The sequence below is a fragment of the uncultured Sphingomonas sp. genome, from assembly GCF_964244265.1.
In the GTDB taxonomy this organism is placed as follows: domain Bacteria; phylum Pseudomonadota; class Alphaproteobacteria; order Sphingomonadales; family Sphingomonadaceae; genus Sphingomonas.
On the sequence record NZ_CAXTHV010000017.1, the window covers coordinates 1 to 22,204 of the forward strand.

21 protein-coding genes and 2 pseudogenes are annotated in these 22,204 nt (G+C 68.0%); 7 read left to right on the forward strand and 16 right to left on the reverse strand.

What is annotated here, in order from left to right:
- Positions 1–149 precede the first annotated feature (149 nt).
- Together ACFE7K_RS08590 and ACFE7K_RS08595 are read left to right on the forward strand one after the other, a co-directional pair.
- Positions 150–845 (forward strand): SDR family NAD(P)-dependent oxidoreductase, encoded by a 696-nt coding sequence (locus ACFE7K_RS08590; RefSeq protein ID WP_375397774.1) that lies wholly within the window; start codon positions 150–152, stop codon positions 843–845.
- On the forward strand, positions 835–1,809 hold the full coding sequence (locus tag ACFE7K_RS08595; protein ID WP_375397775.1) for a 50S ribosomal protein L11 methyltransferase: 975 nt from the start codon (positions 835–837) through the stop codon (positions 1,807–1,809). Before ACFE7K_RS08590 ends, ACFE7K_RS08595 begins: the two co-directional genes overlap by 11 nt.
- An 8-nt stretch (positions 1,810–1,817) precedes the next feature.
- Here ACFE7K_RS08595 and ACFE7K_RS08600 read toward each other — a convergent pair whose 3' ends face one another.
- From ACFE7K_RS08600 to ACFE7K_RS08610, 3 genes are all read right to left on the reverse strand, one after another.
- Positions 1,818–2,663 (reverse strand): hypothetical protein, encoded by an 846-nt coding sequence (locus ACFE7K_RS08600; RefSeq protein WP_375397776.1) that lies wholly within the window; start codon positions 2,661–2,663, stop codon positions 1,818–1,820.
- Positions 2,660–3,535, reverse strand: a complete 876-nt coding sequence (gene phhA / locus ACFE7K_RS08605; RefSeq protein WP_375397777.1) for a phenylalanine 4-monooxygenase — start codon at positions 3,533–3,535, stop codon at positions 2,660–2,662. The genes ACFE7K_RS08600 and phhA overlap by 4 nt, the downstream gene beginning before the upstream one ends.
- 441 nt (positions 3,536–3,976) lie before the next feature.
- On the reverse strand, positions 3,977–4,351 hold the full coding sequence (locus tag ACFE7K_RS08610; RefSeq protein ID WP_375397778.1) for a hypothetical protein: 375 nt from the start codon (positions 4,349–4,351) through the stop codon (positions 3,977–3,979).
- Between the two features lie 359 nt (positions 4,352–4,710).
- Here ACFE7K_RS08610 and ACFE7K_RS08615 point away from each other — a divergent pair, with 359 nt between their 5' ends.
- Positions 4,711–5,181 carry a nuclear transport factor 2 family protein gene (locus tag ACFE7K_RS08615; protein ID WP_375397779.1) on the forward strand — a complete coding sequence of 157 codons (471 nt, stop codon included), beginning with the start codon at positions 4,711–4,713 and terminating at the stop codon, positions 5,179–5,181.
- Between the two features lie 135 nt (positions 5,182–5,316).
- Here ACFE7K_RS08615 and ACFE7K_RS08620 read toward each other — a convergent pair whose 3' ends face one another.
- Genes ACFE7K_RS08620 through ACFE7K_RS08635 form a run of 4 tightly spaced genes read right to left on the reverse strand, consistent with a single transcriptional unit; the run spans position 5,317 to position 11,241 of the window.
- On the reverse strand, positions 5,317–5,460 hold the full coding sequence (locus ACFE7K_RS08620) for a hypothetical protein (protein ID WP_375397780.1): 144 nt from the start codon (positions 5,458–5,460) through the stop codon (positions 5,317–5,319).
- Positions 5,461–5,490: 30 nt separating this feature from the next.
- Positions 5,491–6,909, reverse strand: a complete 1,419-nt coding sequence (locus ACFE7K_RS08625) for an efflux transporter outer membrane subunit (RefSeq protein ID WP_375397781.1) — start codon at positions 6,907–6,909, stop codon at positions 5,491–5,493.
- 1 nt (position 6,910) lies between these two features.
- On the reverse strand, positions 6,911–10,078 hold the full coding sequence (locus tag ACFE7K_RS08630; protein WP_375397782.1) for an efflux RND transporter permease subunit: 3,168 nt from the start codon (positions 10,076–10,078) through the stop codon (positions 6,911–6,913).
- The gene (locus ACFE7K_RS08635) at positions 10,078–11,241 is read right to left on the reverse strand and encodes an efflux RND transporter periplasmic adaptor subunit (RefSeq protein WP_375397783.1); all 1,164 of its coding nucleotides are present in this window, start codon (positions 11,239–11,241) and stop codon (positions 10,078–10,080) included. The genes ACFE7K_RS08630 and ACFE7K_RS08635 overlap by 1 nt, the downstream gene beginning before the upstream one ends.
- 130 nt (positions 11,242–11,371) lie before the next feature.
- Between ACFE7K_RS08635 and ACFE7K_RS08640 the strand changes: the two genes are divergently transcribed.
- A complete protein-coding gene (locus ACFE7K_RS08640) occupies positions 11,372–12,094 on the forward strand; it encodes a CerR family C-terminal domain-containing protein (RefSeq protein WP_375397784.1) in 723 nt (240 codons plus the stop codon).
- Between the two features lie 109 nt (positions 12,095–12,203).
- On the opposite strand, the pseudogene ACFE7K_RS08645 reads toward ACFE7K_RS08640, so the two are convergent.
- Both ACFE7K_RS08645 and ACFE7K_RS08650 read right to left on the reverse strand, forming a co-directional pair.
- Positions 12,204–12,323: pseudogene (locus tag ACFE7K_RS08645) on the reverse strand (PEPxxWA-CTERM sorting domain-containing protein); the annotation flags it as partial.
- A 62-nt stretch (positions 12,324–12,385) separates the two neighbouring features.
- Entirely contained in the window at positions 12,386–12,559 is a 174-nt protein-coding gene (locus ACFE7K_RS08650; RefSeq protein ID WP_375397785.1) for a hypothetical protein, read from the reverse strand.
- A gap of 820 nt (positions 12,560–13,379) precedes the next feature.
- Here ACFE7K_RS08650 and ACFE7K_RS08655 point away from each other — a divergent pair.
- A pseudogene (locus tag ACFE7K_RS08655) lies at positions 13,380–13,487 on the forward strand (PEPxxWA-CTERM sorting domain-containing protein); the annotation flags it as partial.
- 127 nt (positions 13,488–13,614) lie between these two features.
- Here ACFE7K_RS08655 and ACFE7K_RS08660 read toward each other — a convergent pair.
- The 7 genes from ACFE7K_RS08660 to ACFE7K_RS08690 all read right to left on the reverse strand — a co-directional run bounded on the left by ACFE7K_RS08660 (position 13,615) and on the right by ACFE7K_RS08690 (position 21,013).
- Complete coding sequence (locus tag ACFE7K_RS08660; protein ID WP_375397786.1) at positions 13,615–14,274, reverse strand: nuclear transport factor 2 family protein; 660 nt, start codon at positions 14,272–14,274, stop codon at positions 13,615–13,617.
- Between the two features lie 82 nt (positions 14,275–14,356).
- Positions 14,357–15,661, reverse strand: a complete 1,305-nt coding sequence (locus ACFE7K_RS08665; RefSeq protein WP_375397787.1) for a transporter — start codon at positions 15,659–15,661, stop codon at positions 14,357–14,359.
- On the reverse strand, positions 15,658–16,395 hold the full coding sequence (locus ACFE7K_RS08670) for a hypothetical protein (RefSeq protein WP_375397788.1): 738 nt from the start codon (positions 16,393–16,395) through the stop codon (positions 15,658–15,660). The genes ACFE7K_RS08665 and ACFE7K_RS08670 overlap by 4 nt, the downstream gene beginning before the upstream one ends.
- A gap of 6 nt (positions 16,396–16,401) precedes the next feature.
- Positions 16,402–17,103 carry a C39 family peptidase gene (locus ACFE7K_RS08675; RefSeq protein WP_375397789.1) on the reverse strand — a complete coding sequence of 234 codons (702 nt, stop codon included), beginning with the start codon at positions 17,101–17,103 and terminating at the stop codon, positions 16,402–16,404.
- Positions 17,100–17,459 carry a hypothetical protein gene (locus ACFE7K_RS08680; RefSeq protein WP_375397790.1) on the reverse strand — a complete coding sequence of 120 codons (360 nt, stop codon included), beginning with the start codon at positions 17,457–17,459 and terminating at the stop codon, positions 17,100–17,102. The genes ACFE7K_RS08675 and ACFE7K_RS08680 overlap by 4 nt, the downstream gene beginning before the upstream one ends.
- A gap of 70 nt (positions 17,460–17,529) precedes the next feature.
- Entirely contained in the window at positions 17,530–19,632 is a 2,103-nt protein-coding gene (locus ACFE7K_RS08685; protein WP_375397791.1) for a beta strand repeat-containing protein, read from the reverse strand.
- A 274-nt stretch (positions 19,633–19,906) separates the two neighbouring features.
- Positions 19,907–21,013: a helix-turn-helix transcriptional regulator gene (locus ACFE7K_RS08690; protein WP_375397792.1), complete on the reverse strand. Its 1,107-nt coding sequence runs from the start codon at positions 21,011–21,013 to the stop codon at positions 19,907–19,909.
- A 363-nt stretch (positions 21,014–21,376) separates the two neighbouring features.
- Here ACFE7K_RS08690 and ACFE7K_RS08695 point away from each other — a divergent pair, with 363 nt between their 5' ends.
- Together ACFE7K_RS08695 and ACFE7K_RS08700 are read left to right on the forward strand one after the other, a co-directional pair.
- Positions 21,377–21,673 carry a hypothetical protein gene (locus tag ACFE7K_RS08695; RefSeq protein ID WP_375397793.1) on the forward strand — a complete coding sequence of 99 codons (297 nt, stop codon included), beginning with the start codon at positions 21,377–21,379 and terminating at the stop codon, positions 21,671–21,673.
- Positions 21,674–21,947: 274 nt separating this feature from the next.
- Positions 21,948–22,094: a hypothetical protein gene (locus tag ACFE7K_RS08700; RefSeq protein WP_375397794.1), complete on the forward strand. Its 147-nt coding sequence runs from the start codon at positions 21,948–21,950 to the stop codon at positions 22,092–22,094.
- The last annotated feature ends 110 nt before the right edge of the window (positions 22,095–22,204 follow it).

The following is a 22,204-nucleotide window of genomic DNA, read 5'->3' on the forward strand; positions in this document are numbered from 1 at the left end:
GAGGACACCGAAAGCGTCGCCAGCGAGATCGACCGCCTCGGACAAGGCTTCGGCGAGGTCGACGATCAATTGGGCGGGCTGAAGAGCGCCGCGGACGGGTTCCTGGCAAAGGTAGCCTGACGGTCGAGCCGAGGCTAAGCGCTTTCGGCATGACCACTATCCTTCTCACCGGCTCGTCGCGCGGCATCGGGGCGGCGTGCGCGGCGGCGCTGGCCGCCGCCGGCGCGACCGTGATCGGGCATGGGACGCATAGCGGTATCGCCGCCGACCTCGCCGAGCGGGGCGCGGCGACCGGGCTCTGGGCGCGGGCGCTGGACGCGGCGGGCGGGCGGATCGACGTGCTGGTCAACAATGCCGGAGTGTTCGAGGCGAACCCGCTCGACGGTGAGGACGCCGCATGGGTCGCGGGCTGGGAGCGGACAATGCGGATCAACCTGACCGCCACCGCCGAACTCAGCCGGCTGGCGGTGCGGCACTGGCGGCAGACCGGCGGCGGGCGGCTGGTCAACGTCGCCAGCCGGGCGGCGTATCGCGGCGACTCCCCCCAGCATTGGCATTATGCGGCGTCCAAGGCGGGGATGGTGGCGATGACCAAGACGATCGCGCGGGGGTACGCCGCCGACGGCATCCTCGCCTTTGCGGTGTGTCCGGGCTTCACGATGACGGGCATGGCGGAGGACTATCTGGCGAGCCGGGGCGGCGACAGGTTGCTCGCCGACATCCCGCTCGGCCGCGTCGCCGAACCCGCCGAGGTGGCGGAGGTGGTCCGCTTCCTCGCGCTCGACGCGCCGGCGTCGATGACGGGGGCGGTGCTCGACGTGAACGGGGCCTCCTATGTCCGCTGAGCGACCGCCAGTGGAAGGGGGATCCCCTTCCACGGCCGGCGGCGCGACCAATCAAGAAAGCTGGAAGCTCAGCCTGCCCTGCGCCAAGGTTGAGGCGGAAGCGATCGCAGCGGCGGAGATCGACGGCGCGGTGCTGGTCACGACCGAGGAGGACGAGGCCGAAGGCCAATGGCGGCTCGACGCCTATTTCGACGGCGAGCCCGATGCGCAGACGCTGGCGGCGGTGCGGGCGCTGGTCGCCGGCGGCGGCGACGTGGCCCCTGCCCCGCTGCCCGCGCAGGATTGGGTGACGCTGAGCCAGGCGGGGCTGGCGCCGATCCGGGCGGGCCGGTTCTTCGTCCACACCGCTGCTTACGCCGACGCGGTGCCGGCGGGGACGACGGCGTTGCGCATCGAGGCGGCGCAGGCGTTCGGGACGGGGCATCACCATACCACCGCCGGCTGCCTGGCCGTGCTCGACGCGCTGGCGGACGAGCGGTTCGCGGACGTCATCGATCTGGGCACGGGCACCGGCCTCCTCGCCTTCGCGGCGCGGGCGCTGTGGCCCGAAGCGCGGGTGACGGCGACCGACATCGATGCGGTGGCGATCGACGTCACCGCCGAGAACATGGCGGTCAACGGCATCGAGGCGGTGACGCTGGTCGTGGCGGACGGGGCGCAGGATACGGCGATCGCGGACGGCGCACCGTACGATCTGGTGATCGCCAACATCCTGGCGGGGCCATTGATCGCGATGGCGGGGGAGATCGCGGCCATCGCCAGCCCGGGCGGGCGGGTGCTGCTCGCGGGGTTGCTGTCGACGCAGGCCGAGGCGGTGGTCGCGGCTTATGCGGCGCAGGGGTGCGGGGAGCGGCGACGGCTGGTGCGGGGGGATTGGACGGTGTTGCTGCTGGTGGCGGAAGGTGGTGCCGGTGGCGCAGCCTATAGCGTGGGCGATCGACACGCGTGGCGCAGCGACGGCTGAGCCTTTCGCTATCTGGCGCGCGAGTCGTTACGTTTCTCGGTCAGTGGCGCGCCCCCGCCGGGGGTCAACGGCTCGATGATCCGGAGCGTATAACGGTCCTTCGCGACAGGATCGGCGCTGATGCCGATCACCCCGCCGCCAACCGCGAACAGGCGTTCGGCCGGCTGGCTGCCGCGGCCGATGTCGCCAAAGACATAGCCCCACTGGTTGGCCATCACATCGCCGACCCAGATCTGTGCCTTGATCCGCGCGATCTTGCCAAGGCTCTGAACGAAATAGCGCACCCTCACCGGCGCGCCGAGATCGAACGTGCCGGGGCCGATCTCGCCACCGCCGTAGCGGTCGCGGTCGAGGATATAGCTCGCCGTCGTCATCAGCGCGTCATTTCCGCCGAAGGTCAGCCCCTCATCGAACAGGCACACGGTGCCGACCCTCGGCGAGCCCGGCTTGCGGGTGGCCGCGCACCAGACAAGCTCGGCCGGCCCGGCCTCGCTCGCCCACTTTTCGCCCCGGAAAATCGGCTGATCGGGGGTCTGCGCGGTATTGTCGCGGTCGCGTACCCGCATCGGCACGCCGTAAGCGGGACTGCCGGCCGGGGCGACGACGTCGCCGCCGCGTTGGATCGGCGTGACGACGCGCCCGGTGTAGCCGTACGCCAGATCGCCTTCGAGGAACGGCTCGTCACGGGCGAAGGTCGGTCGGATCACAGGCGGCGTGGCGAAAGCGAAGGGCACGCGGCCGGGATCGACCGTCGTCGGTTTGGGACCCGGCGTCAGGACATTCTTCGCCGGCAGCGACACCGCCAGCATCGTCACGAAGCCGAAGGCGATAGCGAACTTGCGCAGCCCGCTCACGCGCCCCTGCTCCGCTGCCGCGCATATCCCTGGGTGCCGCGCGTCATCACGTCGTCCTCCGGCAATATTTCCGCGACCGGGATGTCGGGCTGCGCCTTCAGCGCCTCGTACAGCGGGGCGAAGTCGGTCTCGACCGTCGCGCGGAGCAGCGTGTCGAAGCTGGGGATGACGAAATAATTCTGCTGGAAGTCGTCTATCCGGTATTCGGTCCGCATCACCCGCGCCAGATCGAAGCCGAGGCGGTTGGGCGACGAATCGTCGAGCGCGAACCTGCTTTCCGCCGCGCTCGACACGATGCCGCTGCCGTAGATGCGCAAGCCTTCCGGCTCGGCTATCAGCCCGAACTCGACCGTGTACCAGTACAGCCGGCCCAGATACTTGAGCGCGTCGTGCTGCATCGCGCGCTGGCCGCCCTTGCCATACGCCTCCAGATAATCGGCGAACACCGGGTCGGCGAGCATCGGCACATGGCCGAAGACGTCGTGGAAGACGTCGGGTTCCTGCAGATAGTCGAGCTGGTCCGGGCGACGGATGAAATTGCCCGCGACGAAGCGGCGGTTCGCCATATGATCGAAGAACACCTCGTCGGGCACCAGCCCCGGTACCGCGACGACGCGCCAGCCGGTCAGCTTTGCCAGCCGGTCCGACAGCTCCTCGAAATCGGGAATGCCGCCCTCGGACAGGCGCAGCGCGGCGAGGCCCTTCAGATAGGCGTCCGACGCGCGGCCCGGCAGCAGCCGTGTCTGGCGCGCGAATAGCGTATCCCAGGTCGCGTGCTCCTGCGCGGTATAGTCCGCCCAGCCCTGCGGGATCGTCCAGTCGGACGCGGCGCCGGGCGGGGGCGCGTCGAGCACATGCGTTTCCTCGGCCATGCCTGTCCCCTATCACGTCTGCGACGAGACGAAACGCCCAGGTGAGCACCGTGGTTGCCCGGTTGCTGAGCGGGTGGCGCCGGGGACGGTTGCGCGGGTGACAAGTTGAGAAAGTTGAGACGCCCGGCTTGCGCCAAAAGTCACGAAAGTCGCGCCCTCTCGCGTGCGCGCGCGACGCCCCCTGATCCGCTCGACGGCAGCGAGACGTAGGCGACGATGCGACGACCGATGCGACATGGCGTCGACCGATGACCATCCATCGGCATGTAGGACAGCGGTTTTTCGCTAACGGCGAGATCGGCGCGGGGGGCGGCTATCGCCCCAACCCGGTCATTCAGCGGCGCGCGGCGGCTTCCGGGGAGCGGACACTCGTTCAGCTCCAATCCCATCAGACGCTTGTTCGTACGCGGACTGCCCGGCGTGGCCTTGCCCTACCCTCACCTACATCCTTGCGTAATGGCAGCCGAGGGAATCGTTCTCCTTCATCTCGTTTGCGCCCAGCATCGTGTACATCGGCGCTCCTGCGAAGCCTGGCGTCGATGAAGCGAAAACATTGTTGCCCCGAACGAAATAGATCACCCGCGTCGTCATCTCGCTGGAGGGGCTGTACTTATCTGCTGCTCGGTAAACGGTCTGCGTGGTCGCATCGAAATCGATCTCGGGAAAGTCAGCGCACCCGTCCCGGCCGGAACGGTCGGTCGGGCCGCGCGCCTCCACCTTCCACTTTCCCAACAGCGGGTTCGCCGCTTCAGCCTGGCTCGTGCAGGCGGCCGTCAACAACGCCGCCAAGACTGCGCGTCCGGTTTTCCACCGCATTCCTTCCTCCTTCGACGACCGGATGCCGCTTTGGCAGGGTAGTGCCTGTCTCATCCACCGTCTTGGAAAAACCCGCCATTTCTCCGGCAGCACTGATCGCCAAACCCCTTCTCGACGGCGGCGACGCTAGCGCTATCAGCCGACGGACGGGCTGGTCGCCGGCGCGGTCTGCCGCGACGACGCGGGCCGCGCGATCGAGGCCAGGAGCGGGCATCCGGGGCGTGCAGATGAAGCCGGCGGTGGCGCGGGTGCTGGCGGGGGGGCGTATGGCTTGCACCCTCCGGTCAGGCGTGAGACACTCTTGCCCAAGTCAGGCGAGCCAATCGCCGGCGGTGCCGTGCAAGCGGCGGGAGAGTGTGATGACCTGTATCTCGACGATCGATATCCAGACGCGGCTCGACGTGCAGGAGCTGCTGAGCCACTTCTCGCATTTCCTCGATCACGATCGTGGGCATTGCTGGGCCGACCTGTTCACCACCGACGGGGTGTTCGAATGCGCCGACGGCGAGCGGTTGCGCGGCGCGGCCGAGCTGGCGACGCTGCCGGGGCTGGTTCACGAGCGCGGGCATGGCGCGTGGCGGCATCTGATCACCCAGGTGGTGATCGAACGCTGCAACACGCGCAAGGAGCTGACGGTCCACGCTTATTGCCCGGTGATGGACATGGACCAGAGCAGCGCGGTCGCCGCCTTCTACGACATCGACTTCACGCTGCGCTTCGCCTCGCGCTGGAAGATCGGCCATGCGCTGGCGCGCCGCGTCGGGGCGGCGACGGGCGTGGGCGCGGCGGCGGTCGCCAACGCGGCGCTGTCGCGGCTGGCGCTGCAATAGCCTTTGGCTCGCAAGGCCATCCGTTTCCCTCCCCCTGCAAGCGAGAAGGTACGGCGCGTCACCTGACGCCGTCATGGTTGGCGGGGCCCGGCGGGGTAGTCGGCCGGTTGTGGACGCCGGCGGCGGCGGCGGTCATCATAGACACGAAGCGATCGAGTGGAGGAGAGACAGCTCCTTGTGGACCATCGCGGCGGCGACGTTCCCGGCCTTCAGCGCGCCGACCAGCTCGTCGACCGAGCGGCGGCCGTGATAGCATAGGATGTCCGGTTCGTGTTGCATGGGCCTTCCTCCGATGGATGTGACGCGGCGCTACTTCAGCCCGCCGCCGAGTGAGCGGTAGAGCTCGACCATGTTCGCCTGCTCGGTCAACCGCGTCGTGACGAGCGACTGCTGCGCGGCGTAGAGCGTGCGCTGCGCGTCGAGGACGTTCAGGAACGGGTCGACGCCGGCGCGATAGCGCAGGTCGGACAGCCGCAGCGTCGCCGCCGCGCCCTCCGCCTGCGAGGTCTGCGCCGCCAGTTGCTCGCCGATCGTCCCGCGCTGCGCCAGCGCGTCGGCGACCTCGCGGAAGCCGGTCTGGATCGCCTTTTCATATTGCGCGACCGCGACGTCGCGCGACGCCCGCGAATAGCGCAGGTTGGCCTTGTTCCTGCCGAAGTCGAACAGCGGCACGCTCGCCTGCGGCTCGACCGTCCAATTGCCGTTGCCGCCCGCGAACAGCCCCGACAGCGCGGTGCTGAGCGTGCCGAGCACAGCAGTCAGGCTGATCGTGGGAAAGAAGGCCGCCCGCGCCGCGCCGATGTCGGCGTTGGCGGCGCGCAGCCGGTGCTCGGCCTCGGCGATGTCGGGCCGGCGCAGCAGCACGTCCGACGACAGGCCGACCGGCAGCGCGGCGATCGTCGCGCCGGTCGCGGGCAGGCTGGCGGGGAGCAGGTCGGCCGGCGGCGCCGCGCCGACGAGAAGCTGGAGCGCGTTGCCGTCCTGCGTCACCAGCGCCGTGCGCCGGGCCGCGTCGGCGCGCGCGCTGTCGTAACTGGTCTGCGCCTGGCGCACGTCGATCTCGCTGGCGACACCGATCCGGAAGCGGGTGCGGGCGAGATCGAGCGTCGCCGCGTTGCTCTTCACGGTCGTCGTCGCGATGGCGAGCGCGTCCCGATCGGCCGCGAGCGTCACGTAAGCGGTGGCGACCTCGCTGATGAGCAGCACCTGCGCGGCGTTGCGCGCCTCCTCGCTCGCCAGATAGGTCTCGAACGCTTCCTTGCTCTGGTTGCGCAGCCGGCCGAACAGGTCGATTTCCCAGGCGGAGATGCCGATGCCGGCCGAATAGGTGTCGATGCGGCGTGGGATCGCCGCGCCCGCGCCGCCGCCGAACGACGCGAACGAGCCTTGCGATGATTTCTGGAAGGTCGCGTCGCCGGTGCCGTTCAGCGTCGGGAACAGGTCCGCCCGGCGCGCGCCGAACTGCGCCCGCGCCTGCGCGACGTTCGCCACCGCGATACGCAGGTCGCGATTGTTGACGAGCGACAGCTCGATCAGCGTTCGCAGCCGCGCGTCCGTGAAGAAATCGCGCCACGCGACGTCGGCAGGCGCGACCGCGCCCGGGTCGGCCGCGCCGACCGGCAGGGTCGGCGGCACCGGCAGCGCAGGCCGCACATAATGCGGCGCGAGGTCGCAGCCGCCGAGCGCGAGCGCGGCGGTGAGGCCGAGGGTCAGGGCCGAATGGCGCATGTCATGCCTCCTGTGGCGTGCCGGGCGCGGCGGTGTCCCGGGGCTGGTCGTCCGCCGATCGCGGCACACCGTGCTGCTTGAACAGCGTCTTCACGAGCACGAAGAACACCGGCACGAAGAAGATCGCGAGGATGGTGCCCGACAACATTCCGCCGATCACGCTGCGCCCGATGGCATGGCGGCCGCCCGAGCCCGCGCCGCTCGAGATCGCGAGCGGCAGGACGCCGAACACGAACGCGAGGCTGGTCATCAGGATCGGGCGCAGCCGCAGCGTCGCCGCCTCGAACGCCGCCTTGGCGACGTCCATGCCGCCGGCGACCCGTTCCTCGGCGAACTCGACGATCAGGATCGCGTTCTTCGAGGCGAGACCGACGGTGGTGATCAGCCCGACCTGGAAGTAGATGTCGTTGTCGAGCCCGGTCAGCGTCGCCGCGATCACTGCGCCGATGACGCCGAGCGGCACGACGAGGACGACCGCGATCGGGACCGACCAGCTCTCGTACAGCGCGGCGAGGCAGAGGAACACGATGAGCAGCGACAGTCCATAGAGCGGCAACGCCTGCCCGGCCGACGCCTGCTGCTCATAGGACAGGCCCGTCCATTCATAGCCGAAGCCGGGCGGCAGCTTGGTCGCGAGCTCGGCCATCGCCTTGATCGCGTCGCCGCTGCTCTTGCCCGGCCCCGCCATGCCCTGCAGCTCCATCGCCGGCGAGCCGTTGTAGCGCTCCAGCCGCATCGGCCCCATCGTCCAGTTCGTCGCGGCGAAGGCGGAGACCGGCGTCATGACATTGGTCGGTCCGCGCACGAACAGCGCCTCGACGTCCTCCGGACGGGTCCGGAACGGCGCGTCGGCCTGGACGAACACCTTCTTGACGCGGCCGCGATCGATGAAGTCGTTGATATAGGCGCCGCCGAGCGCGGTGCTCAGCGTGTCGCTGATGTCGGCGGGCGCGAGGCCGAGCGCGGTCGCGCGCGGCAGGTCGAGATCGATCTTGAGCTGCGGTGCGTCCTCCAGCCCGTTGGGCCGGACCTGCGCGACGCGCTGGTCCTTCATCGCCATGCCGAACAACTGGTTACGCGCGGCGGTCAGCGCGGCGTGGTCGTGGCCGCCCAGATCCTTCAGCTCGAAATCGAAGCCGGTGGCATTGCCCAGTTCGAGCACCGCCGGCGGCGCGAACGCGATGACCTTGGCCTGCGGCACCGCCTGCGCCAGGCTCCTGATCGCGCGATTGGCGATGGACTGCGCATTGTTATCCGCGCCGTCGCGGTCGTCCCAGGGCTTGAGCCGCATGAAGGCCGTGCCGACATTCTGGCCGATGCCCCCCAGGCTGAAGCCGGAGATGCTGAAGAAGCCGTCGACATTGGCCTTTTCGTCGACCATGAAATGCTTGCGCGCGATCGCCATCGCCGCCTCGGTCTGGGCCGCGGTCGAGCCGGCCGGCATCACCACCTGCGCGAACATGACGCCCTGGTCCTCGTCGGGCAGGAAGCCGGCGGGCAGCCGCGCGAACAGCAGCGCCATGCCCGCGAAGATCAGGGCATAGACGATCAGCGACCGGCCCCAGCGCCGGTTGGCGGCCTGCACGCCGTCGGCATAGCGGTCGCGCGTCCGGTCGAACTTGCGATTGAACCAGCCGAAAAAGCCAGTGTCGCGCTTTTTTTCCTGATCCCGCGGCTTGAGCAACGTCGCGCACAGCGCCGGGGTCAGCGTCAGCGCGACGAGCACCGACAGGACCATCGCCGAGACGATCGTGATCGAGAACTGGCGATAGATGACGCCCGCCGACCCGCCGAAGAACGCCATCGGCAGGAACACCGCCGACAGCACCACGCCGATGCCGATCAGCGCGCCGCTGACCTCGTCCATCGACTTGTGCGCGGCCTGGAGCGGGGTCAGCCCCTCTTCGTCCATCAGCCGCTCGACATTCTCGACGACGACGATCGCGTCGTCGACGAGCAGCCCGATCGCCAGCACGGTGCCGAACAGCGTCAGCGTGTTGATCGTGAAGCCGAGCGCGAACAGGATGGCGAAGGTCCCGAGCAGCACCACCGGCACCGCGATCGTCGGGATCAGCGTCGCCCGCCAGCTCTGGAGGAACAGCAGCATGACGAGGAAGACGAGGACCACCGCCTCGATCAGCGTCTGCACGACCTCGTGGATCGACAGGCTGACGAAGGGCGTGCTGTCGAAGGGATAAGCGACGCGGACGTCGGGCGGGAAGCTCTTCGTCAGCCGCGCGATCTCGGCCTTGACGTCGCGCACCGTCGCCAGCGCGTTGGCGCCGGGGGCGAGCTTGACCGCTATGCCGCTCGCGGGATGGCCATCGTAGCGCGAGATCGAGCTCGCCGTCTCGGCGCCGATCTCGACGCGCGCGACATCGCCCAGCGTCACGTTCGACCCGTCGGGATTGGCGCGGAGCACGACCGCGCGGAACTGCTCGGCGGTCTGGAGCCGCGACTGCGCGGTGACGACGGCGTTGATCGCCTGGCCCGCGACGGTCGGCAGGCCGCCGATCTGCCCGGCCGAGACCTGCGCGTTCTGCGCGACGATCGCGGCGCGGATGTCGCCCGTGGTGACCTTCAGCCCCTGCATCTTGTAGGGGTCGATCCACACCCGCATCGCATATTGCGAGCCGAACAATTGGGTGTCGCCGACGCCGGTGACGCGGCTGAGCGGATCCTGGATCCGCGCCGCGACCAGATCGCCGATATCGTCCTGATCGTGGCTGCCGTCGGCGGAATAGACCGCGATCACCAGCGCGAAGTTCTTGACCGACTTGGCGACGCGCAGGCCCTGGAGCTGGACGGCCTGGGGCAGCAGCGCGGTCGCCGCCTGGACCTTGTTCTGGACCTGGACCTGCGCGGTGTCGGGATCGGTGCCTTGCGCGAAGGTCAGCGTGACCGTCGCGGTGCCCGAGGAATCGCTGGTCGAGGAGAAATAGCTCAGATGGTCGATGCCCTTGAGCTGCTGCTCGATGACCTGAGTCGTCGTGTTCTCCAGCGTCTGCGCGTCGGCGCCGGGATAGACCGCCGTCACCGAGATGGAGGGGGGCGCGATGTTGGGAAATTGCGCGATCGGCATCGCGCGGATCGCCAGCCCGCCGGCCAGCATCATCACGATCGCGACCACCCAGGCGAAGATCGGGCGATCGATGAAATAGCGCGACATCAGCGCGGCCCCTGCCCCGCCGCGGCCGGCCTGGGTGGTGCGGCGCCGGCGGGGTGCGCCGTCACCTTCATGCCGGGCATGACGCCGACCAGCCCCTCGACGACCAGCCGGTCACCCGCCTTCAGCCCGCCGGTGACCAGCCATTTGTCGCCAACCGTCTGGCGCGTGGTGACGATGCGCAGCTGGACGCTGTCGCCGGGTCCGAGCACCAGCGCCGTCGCCTGACCGCGCTCGTTGCGCGAGACGCCGGCCTGCGGCACCAGCAGGCCCTGCGCCTGGACGCCCTCGACGATGCGCGCGCGGACGAACAGGCCGGGCAGCAACATTCCGCCGGGGTTGGGGAAGGTGGCGCGCAGCGTCACCGAGCCGGTGGTCTGGTCGACCGTGACGTCGGCGAACTGGAGCTTGCCCTCGATCGGATAGATCTTGCCGTTGGGCAGCAGAAGCTGGACGCGGGCGCTGTCGGGGCCCTGTCGGCTGACGCCGCCGCCCGCGAGCGCCTCCTTCAGGTCGAGCAGCTGCGCCGCGGATTGCGATACGTCGACATAGACCGTGTCGAGCCGCTGGATCGTCGCCAGCGGATCGGCCTGGCCGGTCGCGACCAGCGCGCCCGGCGTTACCAGCGACCGCCCGATCCGCCCGCTGATCGGCGCGCGGACGCGCGTGAAGCCGAGATTGACCTCGGCGCTGCGCAGCGAACCGCGCGCCGCCACGACCTGCGCGCGCGCCTGCCCCGCGGAAGCCGCGGCATTGTCGGCATCCTGCTTGCTGATCGCGTTGGCGGCGGCGAGTTGGCGATAGCGATCCGATTGCAGCGCGGTCGAGCGGATCGTCGCCTGCGCGCTAGCCAATTGCCCCTGCGCGTTGAGCGCGGTGGCGCGATAGGCGGCATCGTCGATCACATACAGTACCTGCCCCGCACGGACGATCGACCCTTCCTCGAAGAGCCGCTCGCGGACCACGCCCGCCACCTGCGGCCGCACGTCCGACGTCTCGAGCGCCGAGATACGGCCCGGCAATTCGGTCGTCAGCGTCACCGGCTCGGTCTTGACGACGATGAAGCCCACCGCCGGGGGCGGCGGCGCGGGCGGCGGCGCCTTGCCGCACGCGGCGAGCGCCAGCGCGGCGGTGAGGACGAGCGTGCGCAGCGGTCGAGTTGGCATAGCGGAACCACCATTGTCGGATCATGCCGGTCTGGCGGCAAATATATCGAGCGATATAAATATGCCAATCGACATACTTGTGTCAAGTGGCATAGTTTTCTATGTCGGACGAAAGAGGAAGTGAGGAGGGATGATGCTCTGCAAGCCGCGTACCGCGACCGGCCGCTATCCGCGCGGCGAGGAGACCAAGCAGCGGATCATCGACGTCGCGATCGACATCTTCGGGCGGCAGGGGTTCGCGGGCACGTCGACCCGCGACATCGCGGCCTGCGCGAAGGTCAATACGCCCGCGATCCATTATTATTTCGGTGGCAAGCTCGGCCTCTACAACGCCTGCATCGACCGGCTGACCGATGGCGTCTGGCGCCGGATCAGCCCTGCGGTGCTCGCCTGCCAGGCGAGCGTCGACGCCGGGGCGTCGCTCGACGGCCTCGTCGCATCACTGGGCGAGGTGCAGAACAGCCTGATCGATTCGTTCTTCGCCGATCGCGAGGGCCAGGCGATCCGCCGGCTGCTGGCCTGGGAAGACGCGGAGAATGGCGAGAACACGTCCGAGGCGTTCATGAAGGACCGCATCGGCACGCCGCTGTTCCAGACTTTCCAGAAGGTGGTCGAGCGCGTCGCCGCCGCGCCGATGCGACGGATCGACCTCGAACTCCACGCCTTGTCGCTGATGGGCCTGTCGATGATCTTCCACTTCAACCAGACCAAGGTGATGGACATGCTCGACCGCCCCGCGCTGGACGACACCCTGATCGCCACGCTGAAAGCCGTCGCGCGACAGCAATTGTCCTATGCGCTGGCCGGGCTGGCGGGGTCCGGCCACGACCTCCCGGCCGGCGGCAGCGCCTAGGGCGCTTTCCACACGGGGCAAGTGGAGTAGCGGCGGGGCCGCGCCGACCCCGAACACGGAACCGCCGCCGGCCCTCCGACCGGCGGCGTCGTCAGTCCGGCGAGAAGCTTCAGGTGAAGGTGAAGGTGAAGGTGATGCTGGTCCGCCGACGGCGGCGCATCAGGTAGCCGGTCGTCCCGCAGCCCGCGACCATCAGCGCCCAGGTGGCCGGCTCGGGCACCGCCGGCACATCGGCGGCCGACGCCACCGTCAGGCTCCGCAGGCCTTCGCCGGGCATCTAGCGACCGGGCGCTACCCCGCCTGCATTTGCGCGGCAATGTCGTCCACGGTGCCGACGACGAGGATCGAGTCGCCGCCGACCAGTCCGACCTTCGTCTGACCGTTCTCATCCGTACGCAGATAGGCGACATTGGCGGCAACGACTTTGTAGTCGCCACCGCGAGATTTGAGCTCGACGAACTTCATCATGGTCTCCTTGCCGGGCACCGGTAGCATCGGAACGGCAGGATTGGATTAACGACTCCAGGGTGCCTGCCGGCGTCGCGTCTGCGCGGCTCTGACGCCCCGCGCGTGGCGATCGGCGGCATGGCCGTCTGGCGGCTCATCGAGCGCGGCTGAACGGCCGCCGATTTCTCGACGTTCGCGATCCGCCCGGGTAGCGCCTCCCCCGAACGGGGGATGGATCGGCAAGGTCGTCGGGCCGATGGCGTAGCACCGCGCTTAAACATCCGACGACGACCATCGCCAACAGTCGTCGGGGACGGCGGGATCGCACGGTTTTGGTCACGCGCCGTCGTAACGGTTGGCCGAGGGGGATGATATGTTACGGAAAACAGCGATGACGTCGCTCGGCCTGTTGGTCGCCGCGCACGCGGTTGCGGCGAACGCCACGAGTGGCACGTATAATTATCAGGGCAATGCGTTGAGCTGCGCGACGGCCAGCTATCAATATTGCACGTACACGAGCCGTCAGGGCCTGACCGCGAGCTTTACCTTCACGCCGGACTTCATCCAGGGCAACGGCGATCAGACGGTCGGCATCAGCGCCGTGTCGGCCTGGAGCGTATTCGACGGGGTTCAGACGCTAAGCTCGGCCAACGGCGACCTGCTGCGGTTCGACTCGACGTTCACGTTCAACAACACCACCCTTCGGACATGGAACTGGGGAGCGGTTGGCGGCCGGACGGGGCAGGTCGTCATCTACTCCGACGCACCGCATTACCAGGACGAGGGCGACGGCTATTATTCGCACGGCAACGGCACATGGACGAGAGGCGGGGGCGACGCGACGTCCGCCGTCCCGGAAACGGCCACCTGGGCGATGATGATCGCGGGCTTTGGCCTGGTCGGCGGCGCCATGCGTCGCCGCACCATCAAGGTGGCGTTCGTCTGATTCCGACGGGTCGCCAAGATGCGTATCTCAATGATACAACAGGGCTCTAACGACGGTAAAAGGCTCGGTCGTCCGACGGGATCTCCTGCTCAAATCCACGCCGGATGAAAAACGAAGTCAACTCACCTCACCTGGTGGCCGGCAGCAGGTGAAACGTCAGGCCGTCTATCTTCCAGCCATCCGTCGCTCGCTCGAAGCGGTATTCGTACTGACCAGCCTGCAAGTCGCGCGACGTCGGCGAACCATTGGCACGACGCCAGGCATAGCCGTCCGACGACAGCGTCGCGCTCCCCCCATCGATGCGTACGCGCTGATTGGAGCGGGGGAGGATGCTACCCCCCGCCGTCAACGCGGGTAAACTGGCGACGAAAGCGTCCGCCGACATGGTGCCGGCCGCCCCTGGTTGACCGTCGAGATCGATCGCTATCGGGTCAGCTAGAAATGTGCGGACAAGCGTCCAGCGCCTGCCGACGAGCGTCGCGTCGAACGCCGCGGCAAGATCGATCAGGACACGTTCGTCCCTGATAAGCTGAAGCTCGTCGCCGAGTTGCTGCACCGAGGCCGCCTGCGCTTGCAGCAAGGTCGCTTGCTGGTCGGTGCGCCGGGCGAGGTCCTCGATCCGGCGTTGCTCCGCAACCCGCTTGTCGCGGGCGGCGTCTTGCGCGCTGAACAGAACCTTGTTCGCCATTGCCTGCGTGTCGGCGAAATCCTGCGCGTTGGCGCTGCTCGCGATCAGCAGCGCGGCGGCGACCTGCACTGGCCGCACCCGGTTCAGCTTCACCGGCATCGACGCGCAGTTCGGGGTCGGTGTGTTTTCGCCCAGGTCATGAAATTCACCTCCCCAACGTGATGTCGATGCGTGGCGGCTTCTAGCGCGGGGTCAACAGCACCAGCGGCAGGCGGAGCACCGTGCGAACGTCCGGGGCGTCGTCGGTGGCGCCGACCTCGACCGACCAGTTGATGCTCGCGCGGTCGGTGGCGCGATAGGTGACGCCGAACAGAAAACGGCCGAGCTGCAGGTCGCGCGCGGTCTGCTCGATCTCGCCGGTGGGATCGGTGGGCCCGGGCGAGAGGAGCATGGTCTTCGTCCTGGTGCCGAACGCCCAGGTCTGGGCGTAGCCGAGATTGAACGAGGTCCGCTCGTTGAGCGAGATGCCGATGCCGGCGCTGAACGACACCGAGTCGCCGGGCTTCACATAGGTCAGCCGCACCGGCGAGATCACCGTGTCGACCGCCTTGCCGAAATTGTGGGTATAGCCGATCGTGCCGAACAGCACGGCGGGGTCGCTCGGCAGGATCGCGGTGATGCTCGGCGAGACGCCCCAGAAGCCGGAGCCGGTCGCCGCCTTGAGCGCCTCGCCGTTCGCGTTGCGCGGCACGCCGAACGGGTCGGAGCCGGTCGGGGCCACGACCTGAAGGTTGCCGACCAGGAAGGGCAAGCCGCCATGCGCGGCGGCGAGCTGGTAGCGCGCCGAGATCTCGACATCGCCGACGCCCGTGCCCGTCGCGGCGCTGTCGATCTCGCGCGCCGTGTCGTTGCTGGTGCTGCCCTGCACCGGCACTAGCACCGAGCTGTCGGCACGGTGGACGAAGGGCACGCGCGCGCCGATCTCCAGCTTGTCGGTCACGCCGTAGCGCGCCGCGAGCGAGCCGGTGAAGATGTCCTGCCGGCTCTCGTTGATGTTGAACTCGCCGACCAGCACCGACTCGACGATCTCGATGCCGCGGAACAGCGCGCGGTTGCGGTCGGCGCGGGCATAGTCGAGCTGGATCTCGCCGGTGAGCTGGCCCTTGCGGGTGACGACGCTGCCCTCGCTGCCGAGCACCGCGACCTCGGGCGGGCGGTCGCGATCGGCGGGACGCTCGCCGACGCGTTCGAGCGGCGGCTGGAGGGCGGATTGCTGGAGCGCGGCGGGGTCGCCGCCGGGCGCGCCGCCCAGGGTCGCCTGCGCGAGCGCCGGCGGGGGTGCGGGCGATGATACGGGACCGGCGCTGGCCATGCGGTCCTCCAACGCCCGCAGCCGCGCTTCCTGCGCGTCCAGCTGCTTGCGCTGCGCGGCGATCTCGGCCCGCGCCTCGGTCAGCTCGGTCTGCAACGCCGCGCGCGTCAGGGGCGGAGTGTTCGCTTGCGGCTCCGCCGCCGCTAGCATCCCGGCGGCTACCAGCATCATCATCGTACCATCCCCCTCGCGGCATCCAGCGCCAAGGTTTCTATGTGCATCTGCGCCGCCCCCGCTTGATAGGGAGCAATGTTGCGCAAATCGATCCCGACGTTGGTGACCGTGTCGAAGGTGCGGTCATTCGCCGAGTTGACCAACGCCGTCGCGACCGCGCGGCCGACCAGATTGGCGACCGAGAACTGGTCGCCGACCAGCGTGACCTGCGTGCCGCTGGGCACGGCGGCGACGCTCACCGTCCCGTCGGCGGTGACCACCGATGCCCCACCGGCGACGACCGGCAGCGCGCTCAATCCCAGGCTTTCCGGCGTCTGAACGGCGGCGCCGACCGATACGGAAGGGGTCGCGGCGGCATAGGTCGGCGTGACGGTCTGCAACCCGGACTGGCGATCGAGCGTGATCGACACGCCCGTGGGCGCGGTCGCCTGCGCGCCGCCGGACGCGCCCGTGTAGGCGATCCCGCTCGCGCCGCTTTCGCGTCCGTACACCTGCACCTGGCTGCCGCGGTCGACGGTCAGGACGGTGCGGAGCACGAGCTGGCCGTTGACCACGGTGTCGCTCGTCACCGACAGCGCCAGCTCGACGCCGTTGGGCAGCAGAAACTTGCCCGTCAGCCGCGCGAGCTGCGCGTCGGTGAGCCTGGCCGCCTCGGGCAGCGGGCCGTCGACCTGCTGCGCGGCCACCGGCGAGGCCAGGGCACAAGACAGGATCGCGAGGAAGAGCGAACGCATGAGAGATCAGAAGTCCCGATAGAAGGGGGCGGTCAGCGCCAGCGCCGCCGGGCTGAGCGGATCGACGAACGGACCGCCGACCGGCGCGCGCGCGATCGCCCGCCATTGACGCTGCCCGTTGAAATTGCGCTGGCCGACGTCGAGCGACGTGGTCAGCACGAAATAGATGCCGTTCCAGATCTGCTGGAACTCGTTCCGGCTCATGCTCCGCAGCCCCAGCGAGGGGTCGCCGATCAGCACGCGGTCGGCGGTGACGCCCTTGACGACGATGAAGTGGCGGTAGCCCTTGACCGTGATCAGCGCGATGCCGGGCAGGCCGCGTTCCGCGATCGAGTCGAGCGATACGCGATAGCCGTCGCCCTTCAGCGCATTGTCGACGAGGTAGCGTTTCATGTCGAGCAGCGAGAAGCCGACCTGGCGGATGCGCGGCTGATCGCCCTTGCGCCACATGCCGGTGAAGACATCCGCTTCGGAGCGCGGCAGTTCGTAATGATAGAGGAGCAGCGTCGCGAGCGCGGCCGAGCCGCAACTGAAATCATATTGCTGGCGCACGACCGTATTGAACTTGCGCGCGAGCATGGAGGCGACGGGAACGCGAAAGTCGCTCATCGACCCCGACGAGCTCAGGAATTGCGGATCGCCGCCATGGCTCTGCGCCGCGCAGCCGGCGAGCAGGGCCGCGGCCAGCAATCCGCCCGCTGGCTTCACCGCGGGCCCAGATTGATCGTGACGTTCATCGCCGAATTGATCGCGACGTTGTTGCCGCTGTTGGCGCTGATCACCGCCAGCCCCTGCAGGTTCTGAAAGGCGTTGCCGTCGATCTGGACGCTGCCGGTAACGGAATTGCCGGTGACGCTGTTGCCCGAGACGGTGTTGCGCTGCGTCGCGATCGCGGCGAGCGTGGCGGTGTTCTCGCGGCCCGTGACCTCGCCCAGATCGGCTTCGGTGACGGCGGTCGCGAACGTGTCTGTCGCGGGGGCGGTCGCGGTTTGAGCGGAGGCACCCGACGCGAGGCAGACCGCGAGCGGCGCACCGGCGAGAATGCTCCAGAGAGCGGTTTTCATGGACTGAGCCTTGGTCGGACAAAAAATGTGGCGGGAGGAGCCATCAGCCCCTCCCGCCCGTCATCCACCCTTAGCGGGTGGTAACGTCACCCGTGCTGATCGCCACACTGACGTTCGAGTTCTGCGAGGCCGCTGCACCCGTGTTCTGGTTCAGCGACTGCATACCGGCGAAGTTCTGGAAGGCGTTGTTGCCCGTGGTCAGGCTGTTGTTCGGCGCGCCCTGATCACCCGCGGTGCCACCGAAGGTCACATGAACCCCGCTGACGTAGCTGGAGAGCGAGGAGCTCGCTACCAGCGCGCCGTCGCCGAACACGCTGCCACTGTTGACGGTGGCGTCACCCGCCGTCTCGGTGCTCGTGTTGAAGGCGTTGGCATAGGTCGCCGTATTGTTGGTCGAACGGTTGGAATTATCCGTATTGTTGGTCGTGTTGTTGTTCGTGGTGGTCGTCGAGCTGTTGTTGCTGTCGGCGACCGTCGTATTCGTCGACCGATTGGAGTTATCGGTGTTGTTGGTCGTGTTGCTGGTTGCCGTCGATGTGTTCTGGCTGTTGGCCAGCGTCGTGTTCGTCGAGCGGTTCGACTGATCGGTCGTGTTGCCGCTGTTCGAGGTGTTCACCGAGTTGTTCGAGTTGTCGGTATTGGCGACGGTGGTCGAACGGTTCGACTGATCCGTGTTGGTCGTGTTGACCGAACGGTTCGCCTGGTCGTTGTTGGTGGTCGCCGTGTTCACCGAGCGATTCGCATTGTCGGTGTTGTTCGTCGTGTTCGTCGTATTCTGGCTATTGGCCAGCGTCGTGTTCGTCGAACGGTTAGAATTGTCCGAGTTGTTGGTGTTGTCGGTCGCCGTGCCGCCGTTGTTGGCCGCCACCCGCGCCCCCGACGCCGAGCTGCCGTCGTTGCCGTTGTTGCTCACATCGCCGACCGCGATGCCGCCGTTGCTGGCAGCGGACGTACCCGCGGCGGCCGACGTGTTGGTCGAACGGTTGGAGTTGTCGGTGTTGGTGGTGTTGCCGCCGTTGTTGCTGCCGTTGGTCGAATTGTTGTTCTGGCTGCTGGCGAGCGAGGTCGACGTCGACGTGTTGCCGCCGTTGTTGGAGTTATTCGTCGAACTGTCGTTGCCGCCGTTGTTGCTGCCGTTCGTGCTGCCGACGTTGGCGAGGCTCACGTCACCGACCGCGACACCGCCGTTGTTCGCGGAAGAGGTGCCCGCGCCGCCCGAGGTGCTGGTCGTCGACTTGTCCGTGTTGGTCGTCGTGTTCGTGACGTTGCTCGTGTTCTGGCTGTTGGCCAACGACGTGTTGCCGCCGTTGTTGCTGCCCGAGCTATCGGTGTTGCCGCCATTGTTGCTGCCGGAGCTGTTGGTGTTGCCACCGTTGTTGCTGTCGTTCGTGCTGCCGACATTGGCCAGGCTCACGTCACCCACGGCGATACCGCCGCTGCTGGCGGCCGACTTACCCGCGCCGCCCGCCGACTGATCGGTGCTGGTGGTGTTGGTCGTGTTCGTGGTGTTTGTCGTGTTCGTCGTGTTGGCCGTGTTCTGGCTGTCGGCGAGCGAGGTGTTGCCGCCGTTGTTGCTGCCGGAGCTGTCGGTGTTGCCGCCGTTATGGCTGCCGTTCGTGCTGCCGACATTGCTCAGGCCGACATCGCCCACCGCGAGACCGCCATTGTTCGCCGAGGAGGTTCCCGCGCCGCCCGAGGTGCTGGTCCGCGACTGATCGGTGTTGGTCGTGGTCGCGGTGTTCTGACTGTCGGCGAGCGAGGTGTTGCCACCGTTGTTGCTGCCGTTGGTCGAGTTGTTGTTCTGGCTGTCGGCGAGCGACGTCGACGTGTTGCCGCCGTTGTTGCTGTCGCTGGTGGAGTTGGAGGCGTTGGTCGAATTGTTGGTGTTCGCCGTGTTGCCGCCATTGGCGACATTGCTGACGTCACCGACCGCGAGGCTGCCGTTGTTGGCCGACGAGGTCCCCGCGCCGAGGCCGGTGTTGTTCGACCCCGAGCTGTCCGACGTGGTGGCGCTGTTGCCCGAGTTCTGATCGCCGATCGCGGTGCTGCCGTTGGCAGCGGCGGACGTGCCGGCGCCCTGGCCCGTGGTCGGGACGGCGCCGGTTTGTGCGACTGCCGACGAAGCGGCGAAAAGTGCCACTGCCGACGTAGTCAGGAGAAGGTTGATTCTCATGCCGATCATTCCTCTGTTCGTTATGTTTGGCTGAGCCCGAGAGCGGCGTTGATCGCCGTTCGTCGTACCCCCCGCCCAGTTCTGGACGGCTGTTCATAAGACGTTAACGATATCGCCGACTGCCCGCATTCGGGTGGATAGCGCGCCCCCAAATGGGGGGAGGCAGGCAGCGGTGACGGGAAACGCACCGGCGCAAGACATTGACGAGGAGTGGTTTTGTCCCGTTACGGGACACAGTCGCCATCTTTGGTCGAACCGCCGGCGGCGGGCCTATTCAGGCCGGGCGGAAATCGAAATCGCCGCGCATCACCCGCAGATAGCGGGTCATCAGCGCCACCAGCTCGGCCTGACGATGCGTCCCCGTCTTGGCGAAGATCTGCTTCAGATAGGCGCGCGCGGTTTCCAGCTTGATGCGCAGGCGCTCCGCCGACTCGGCGACCGTGAGACCGGCGCAAAGCTGCGCCAGGAGTCGTCGTTCGACCCCCGACAGCCCATGCAGCTCCGCGATCGTATCGAGGCCGTGGACCGAATGGATATCGGGCTGGAAGAGATAGATCAGCGCCGACGCGCCTTGTGCGGACGCCGGGCCGGCGCGCGCCGGCACCACCGCGACGATTAGCGGACGTGCCTTGCCCTGGCTGGGCAGCAGCATGACCAGCGCCGGCGGCTTGCCGGCCCGCCCCGCGCCGCGACCCTCCTGCACCGCATCGAGCGCGGCTTCGAACCTTACCGCCTGTCGATAGTCCACCGGCCTGACGACGCCGCGCCTCAAGTGAAGGCCATCCCCATCGGCGAGCATGGCGGCGGCGGCGGTATTGGAGAACAGCACCGTATGGTCGGCGCGCACCGCGATGACCCCGCACGTGCCGTGGTCGAGCGCCAGGACACAAGCCGAATGCCGCTCCTCCAGCGCCTCGAACCGGCCTTCCGCCTCGATCTGGGCGGCGATCAGGGCGGTAAGCGTGGGGATCAACCGCGCGACTCGGGCGCGCGCGACGGCGGACGCGGTCTCGAACACGAGCGCCAGGATATAGGTCACCGCGCCGGCGCTCGCCACCCGCACGAGCGTCGTCGCCCCCGGCTGGCCGTCGTCGGCGGGAACCCAGTTCGGCGCGGCCGCCGGAAACATCAGCGCCGCCTCGAGCTCCGCCGCCGTCCGCATGGCTGGCGACTCCAGGTCGATCGCGGCCGACCCGGCATGGGCGACGGCGGTCAGCGACAGTGGCGATTCGATGGACAGCACCGCGGCGGCCGAAGCGCCTGCGAGCTGAGCGCAGGCGGCGAGCGTCCGCGCCATCGCACTGTGCCCGTCGTCGTGATCGTGATCGCCCGGATCAACGAGGATGCCGTCATCGGCGCCGCGCGCCCGCAAACCGTTCATCCGCTTCCCCCTGTCAGCGCGCCTGGACCCCGACCAACGCGACTCAAAAGTTACCGTTGCCGGCCTGTCGGCTTATCAATGCATGTTCAGGCCAATGCGATTTCGTCGATTGAGGAGGGAAATGTCAATCGCCGATTAACCAAACAACAGCCTATATCTCCTTATCTATTGTTCGTTGCGATACCGTAATGACCGCGAACTGATCGAGCTGGGGCTATGCTTTCTTCAGCGATCGGATCGCCCGCCCATCTCCTCATTGCTTTGCCGCTGGCGCAGGGCAACGCGTCGGCCTCGCAAATCTCCGCTGCTGTGGAACGCCTCCGCACGCGGCTGGTTGATGTCGGGGGAGCAACGAGGTGACCCATGCGCCCACTCACACTGATGCTCGCCGCCGCGATGCTGAGCCTTCCGATCGCCGCGACGGCGGCCGACGGCCCCTATCGCGCCGCTCAACCCGTCTCGGACGACATGCTCGACACCGTTTTCGCGACCGCCCTGCCCGGCTTCGCGCGGGACGCCCGGTCGCTGAGCGACACCAACGCGCAGCTATATCTTCAGCAGGTCGGCGTCGGCAGCCGGATCGCGATGGACAATTGGTGGTCACAGACGGGCGCGGCCCTCATCTTGAACAATGTCATGAGTTCGCCGGCCGGGCGCTAGCGGCTGGATAAATTGCCTGGGATGTGCGTCCAAACCGGCCTCGGCGCGTAGCTACCTCGTCGCCACCGAGGATGCCGCCATCTCACCGACCGAAAATCCCGCCCCGATCTATCGCTCCATCCGTCTGGGCCATGGGCAAGGACGCATCCTGATCGAGCGATGGACGCTCTCCGACGAACCGCGGCTGTGCAACATCGCCCGGCGCGACGCCCAGGACAGGCTGATATGGCGCGCGGAATTGCCGAAGACACCGGGCCGGGAATGCTTTGTCGCGATGCGCCGTGTCGGCGACGCGGTGCTCGCCACCACCTTTCAGGGTGCCGAGGTGCTGCTCGACATGGCGAGCGGCGCGCATTTGACCATGCCGGAACTCGCGAGCCCGACGGCGCCGGCGTCACGATCCACCGACGCCACCGGCTGAATAGGCGCAAGATCGCGCGGCGGACGGCCGGTACCGCCTGCTTTCAGGTAAGCGCGACCCGTCCGCTATCCACGCGACACGCCATCGCCAGGCACCGGCAACGCCATCCT

Coding starts and splice junctions, on each gene's coding strand:
- ACFE7K_RS08640 (WP_375397784.1), top strand. CDS start 11,372: ATGATGCTCTGCAAGCCGCGTACCGCGACCGGCCGCTATCCGCGCGGC.
- phhA (WP_375397777.1), bottom strand. CDS start 3,535: ATGGCCGAGGAAACGCATGTGCTCGACGCGCCCCCGCCCGGCGCCGCG.
- ACFE7K_RS08610 (WP_375397778.1), bottom strand. CDS start 4,351: ATGCGGTGGAAAACCGGACGCGCAGTCTTGGCGGCGTTGTTGACGGCC.
- ACFE7K_RS08695 (WP_375397793.1), top strand. CDS start 21,377: ATGCGCCCACTCACACTGATGCTCGCCGCCGCGATGCTGAGCCTTCCG.
- ACFE7K_RS08615 (WP_375397779.1), top strand. CDS start 4,711: ATGACCTGTATCTCGACGATCGATATCCAGACGCGGCTCGACGTGCAG.
- ACFE7K_RS08650 (WP_375397785.1), bottom strand. CDS start 12,559: ATGAAGTTCGTCGAGCTCAAATCTCGCGGTGGCGACTACAAAGTCGTT.
- ACFE7K_RS08590 (WP_375397774.1), top strand. CDS start 150: ATGACCACTATCCTTCTCACCGGCTCGTCGCGCGGCATCGGGGCGGCG.
- ACFE7K_RS08700 (WP_375397794.1), top strand. CDS start 21,948: ATGCGCCGTGTCGGCGACGCGGTGCTCGCCACCACCTTTCAGGGTGCC.
- ACFE7K_RS08635 (WP_375397783.1), bottom strand. CDS start 11,241: ATGCCAACTCGACCGCTGCGCACGCTCGTCCTCACCGCCGCGCTGGCG.
- ACFE7K_RS08685 (WP_375397791.1), bottom strand. CDS start 19,632: ATGAGAATCAACCTTCTCCTGACTACGTCGGCAGTGGCACTTTTCGCC.
- ACFE7K_RS08660 (WP_375397786.1), bottom strand. CDS start 14,274: ATGCCGGTGAAGCTGAACCGGGTGCGGCCAGTGCAGGTCGCCGCCGCG.
- ACFE7K_RS08625 (WP_375397781.1), bottom strand. CDS start 6,909: ATGCGCCATTCGGCCCTGACCCTCGGCCTCACCGCCGCGCTCGCGCTC.
- ACFE7K_RS08620 (WP_375397780.1), bottom strand. CDS start 5,460: ATGCAACACGAACCGGACATCCTATGCTATCACGGCCGCCGCTCGGTC.
- ACFE7K_RS08630 (WP_375397782.1), bottom strand. CDS start 10,078: ATGTCGCGCTATTTCATCGATCGCCCGATCTTCGCCTGGGTGGTCGCG.
- ACFE7K_RS08595 (WP_375397775.1), top strand. CDS start 835: ATGTCCGCTGAGCGACCGCCAGTGGAAGGGGGATCCCCTTCCACGGCC.
- ACFE7K_RS08680 (WP_375397790.1), bottom strand. CDS start 17,459: ATGAAAACCGCTCTCTGGAGCATTCTCGCCGGTGCGCCGCTCGCGGTC.
- ACFE7K_RS08665 (WP_375397787.1), bottom strand. CDS start 15,661: ATGATGATGCTGGTAGCCGCCGGGATGCTAGCGGCGGCGGAGCCGCAA.
- ACFE7K_RS08670 (WP_375397788.1), bottom strand. CDS start 16,395: ATGCGTTCGCTCTTCCTCGCGATCCTGTCTTGTGCCCTGGCCTCGCCG.
- ACFE7K_RS08690 (WP_375397792.1), bottom strand. CDS start 21,013: ATGAACGGTTTGCGGGCGCGCGGCGCCGATGACGGCATCCTCGTTGAT.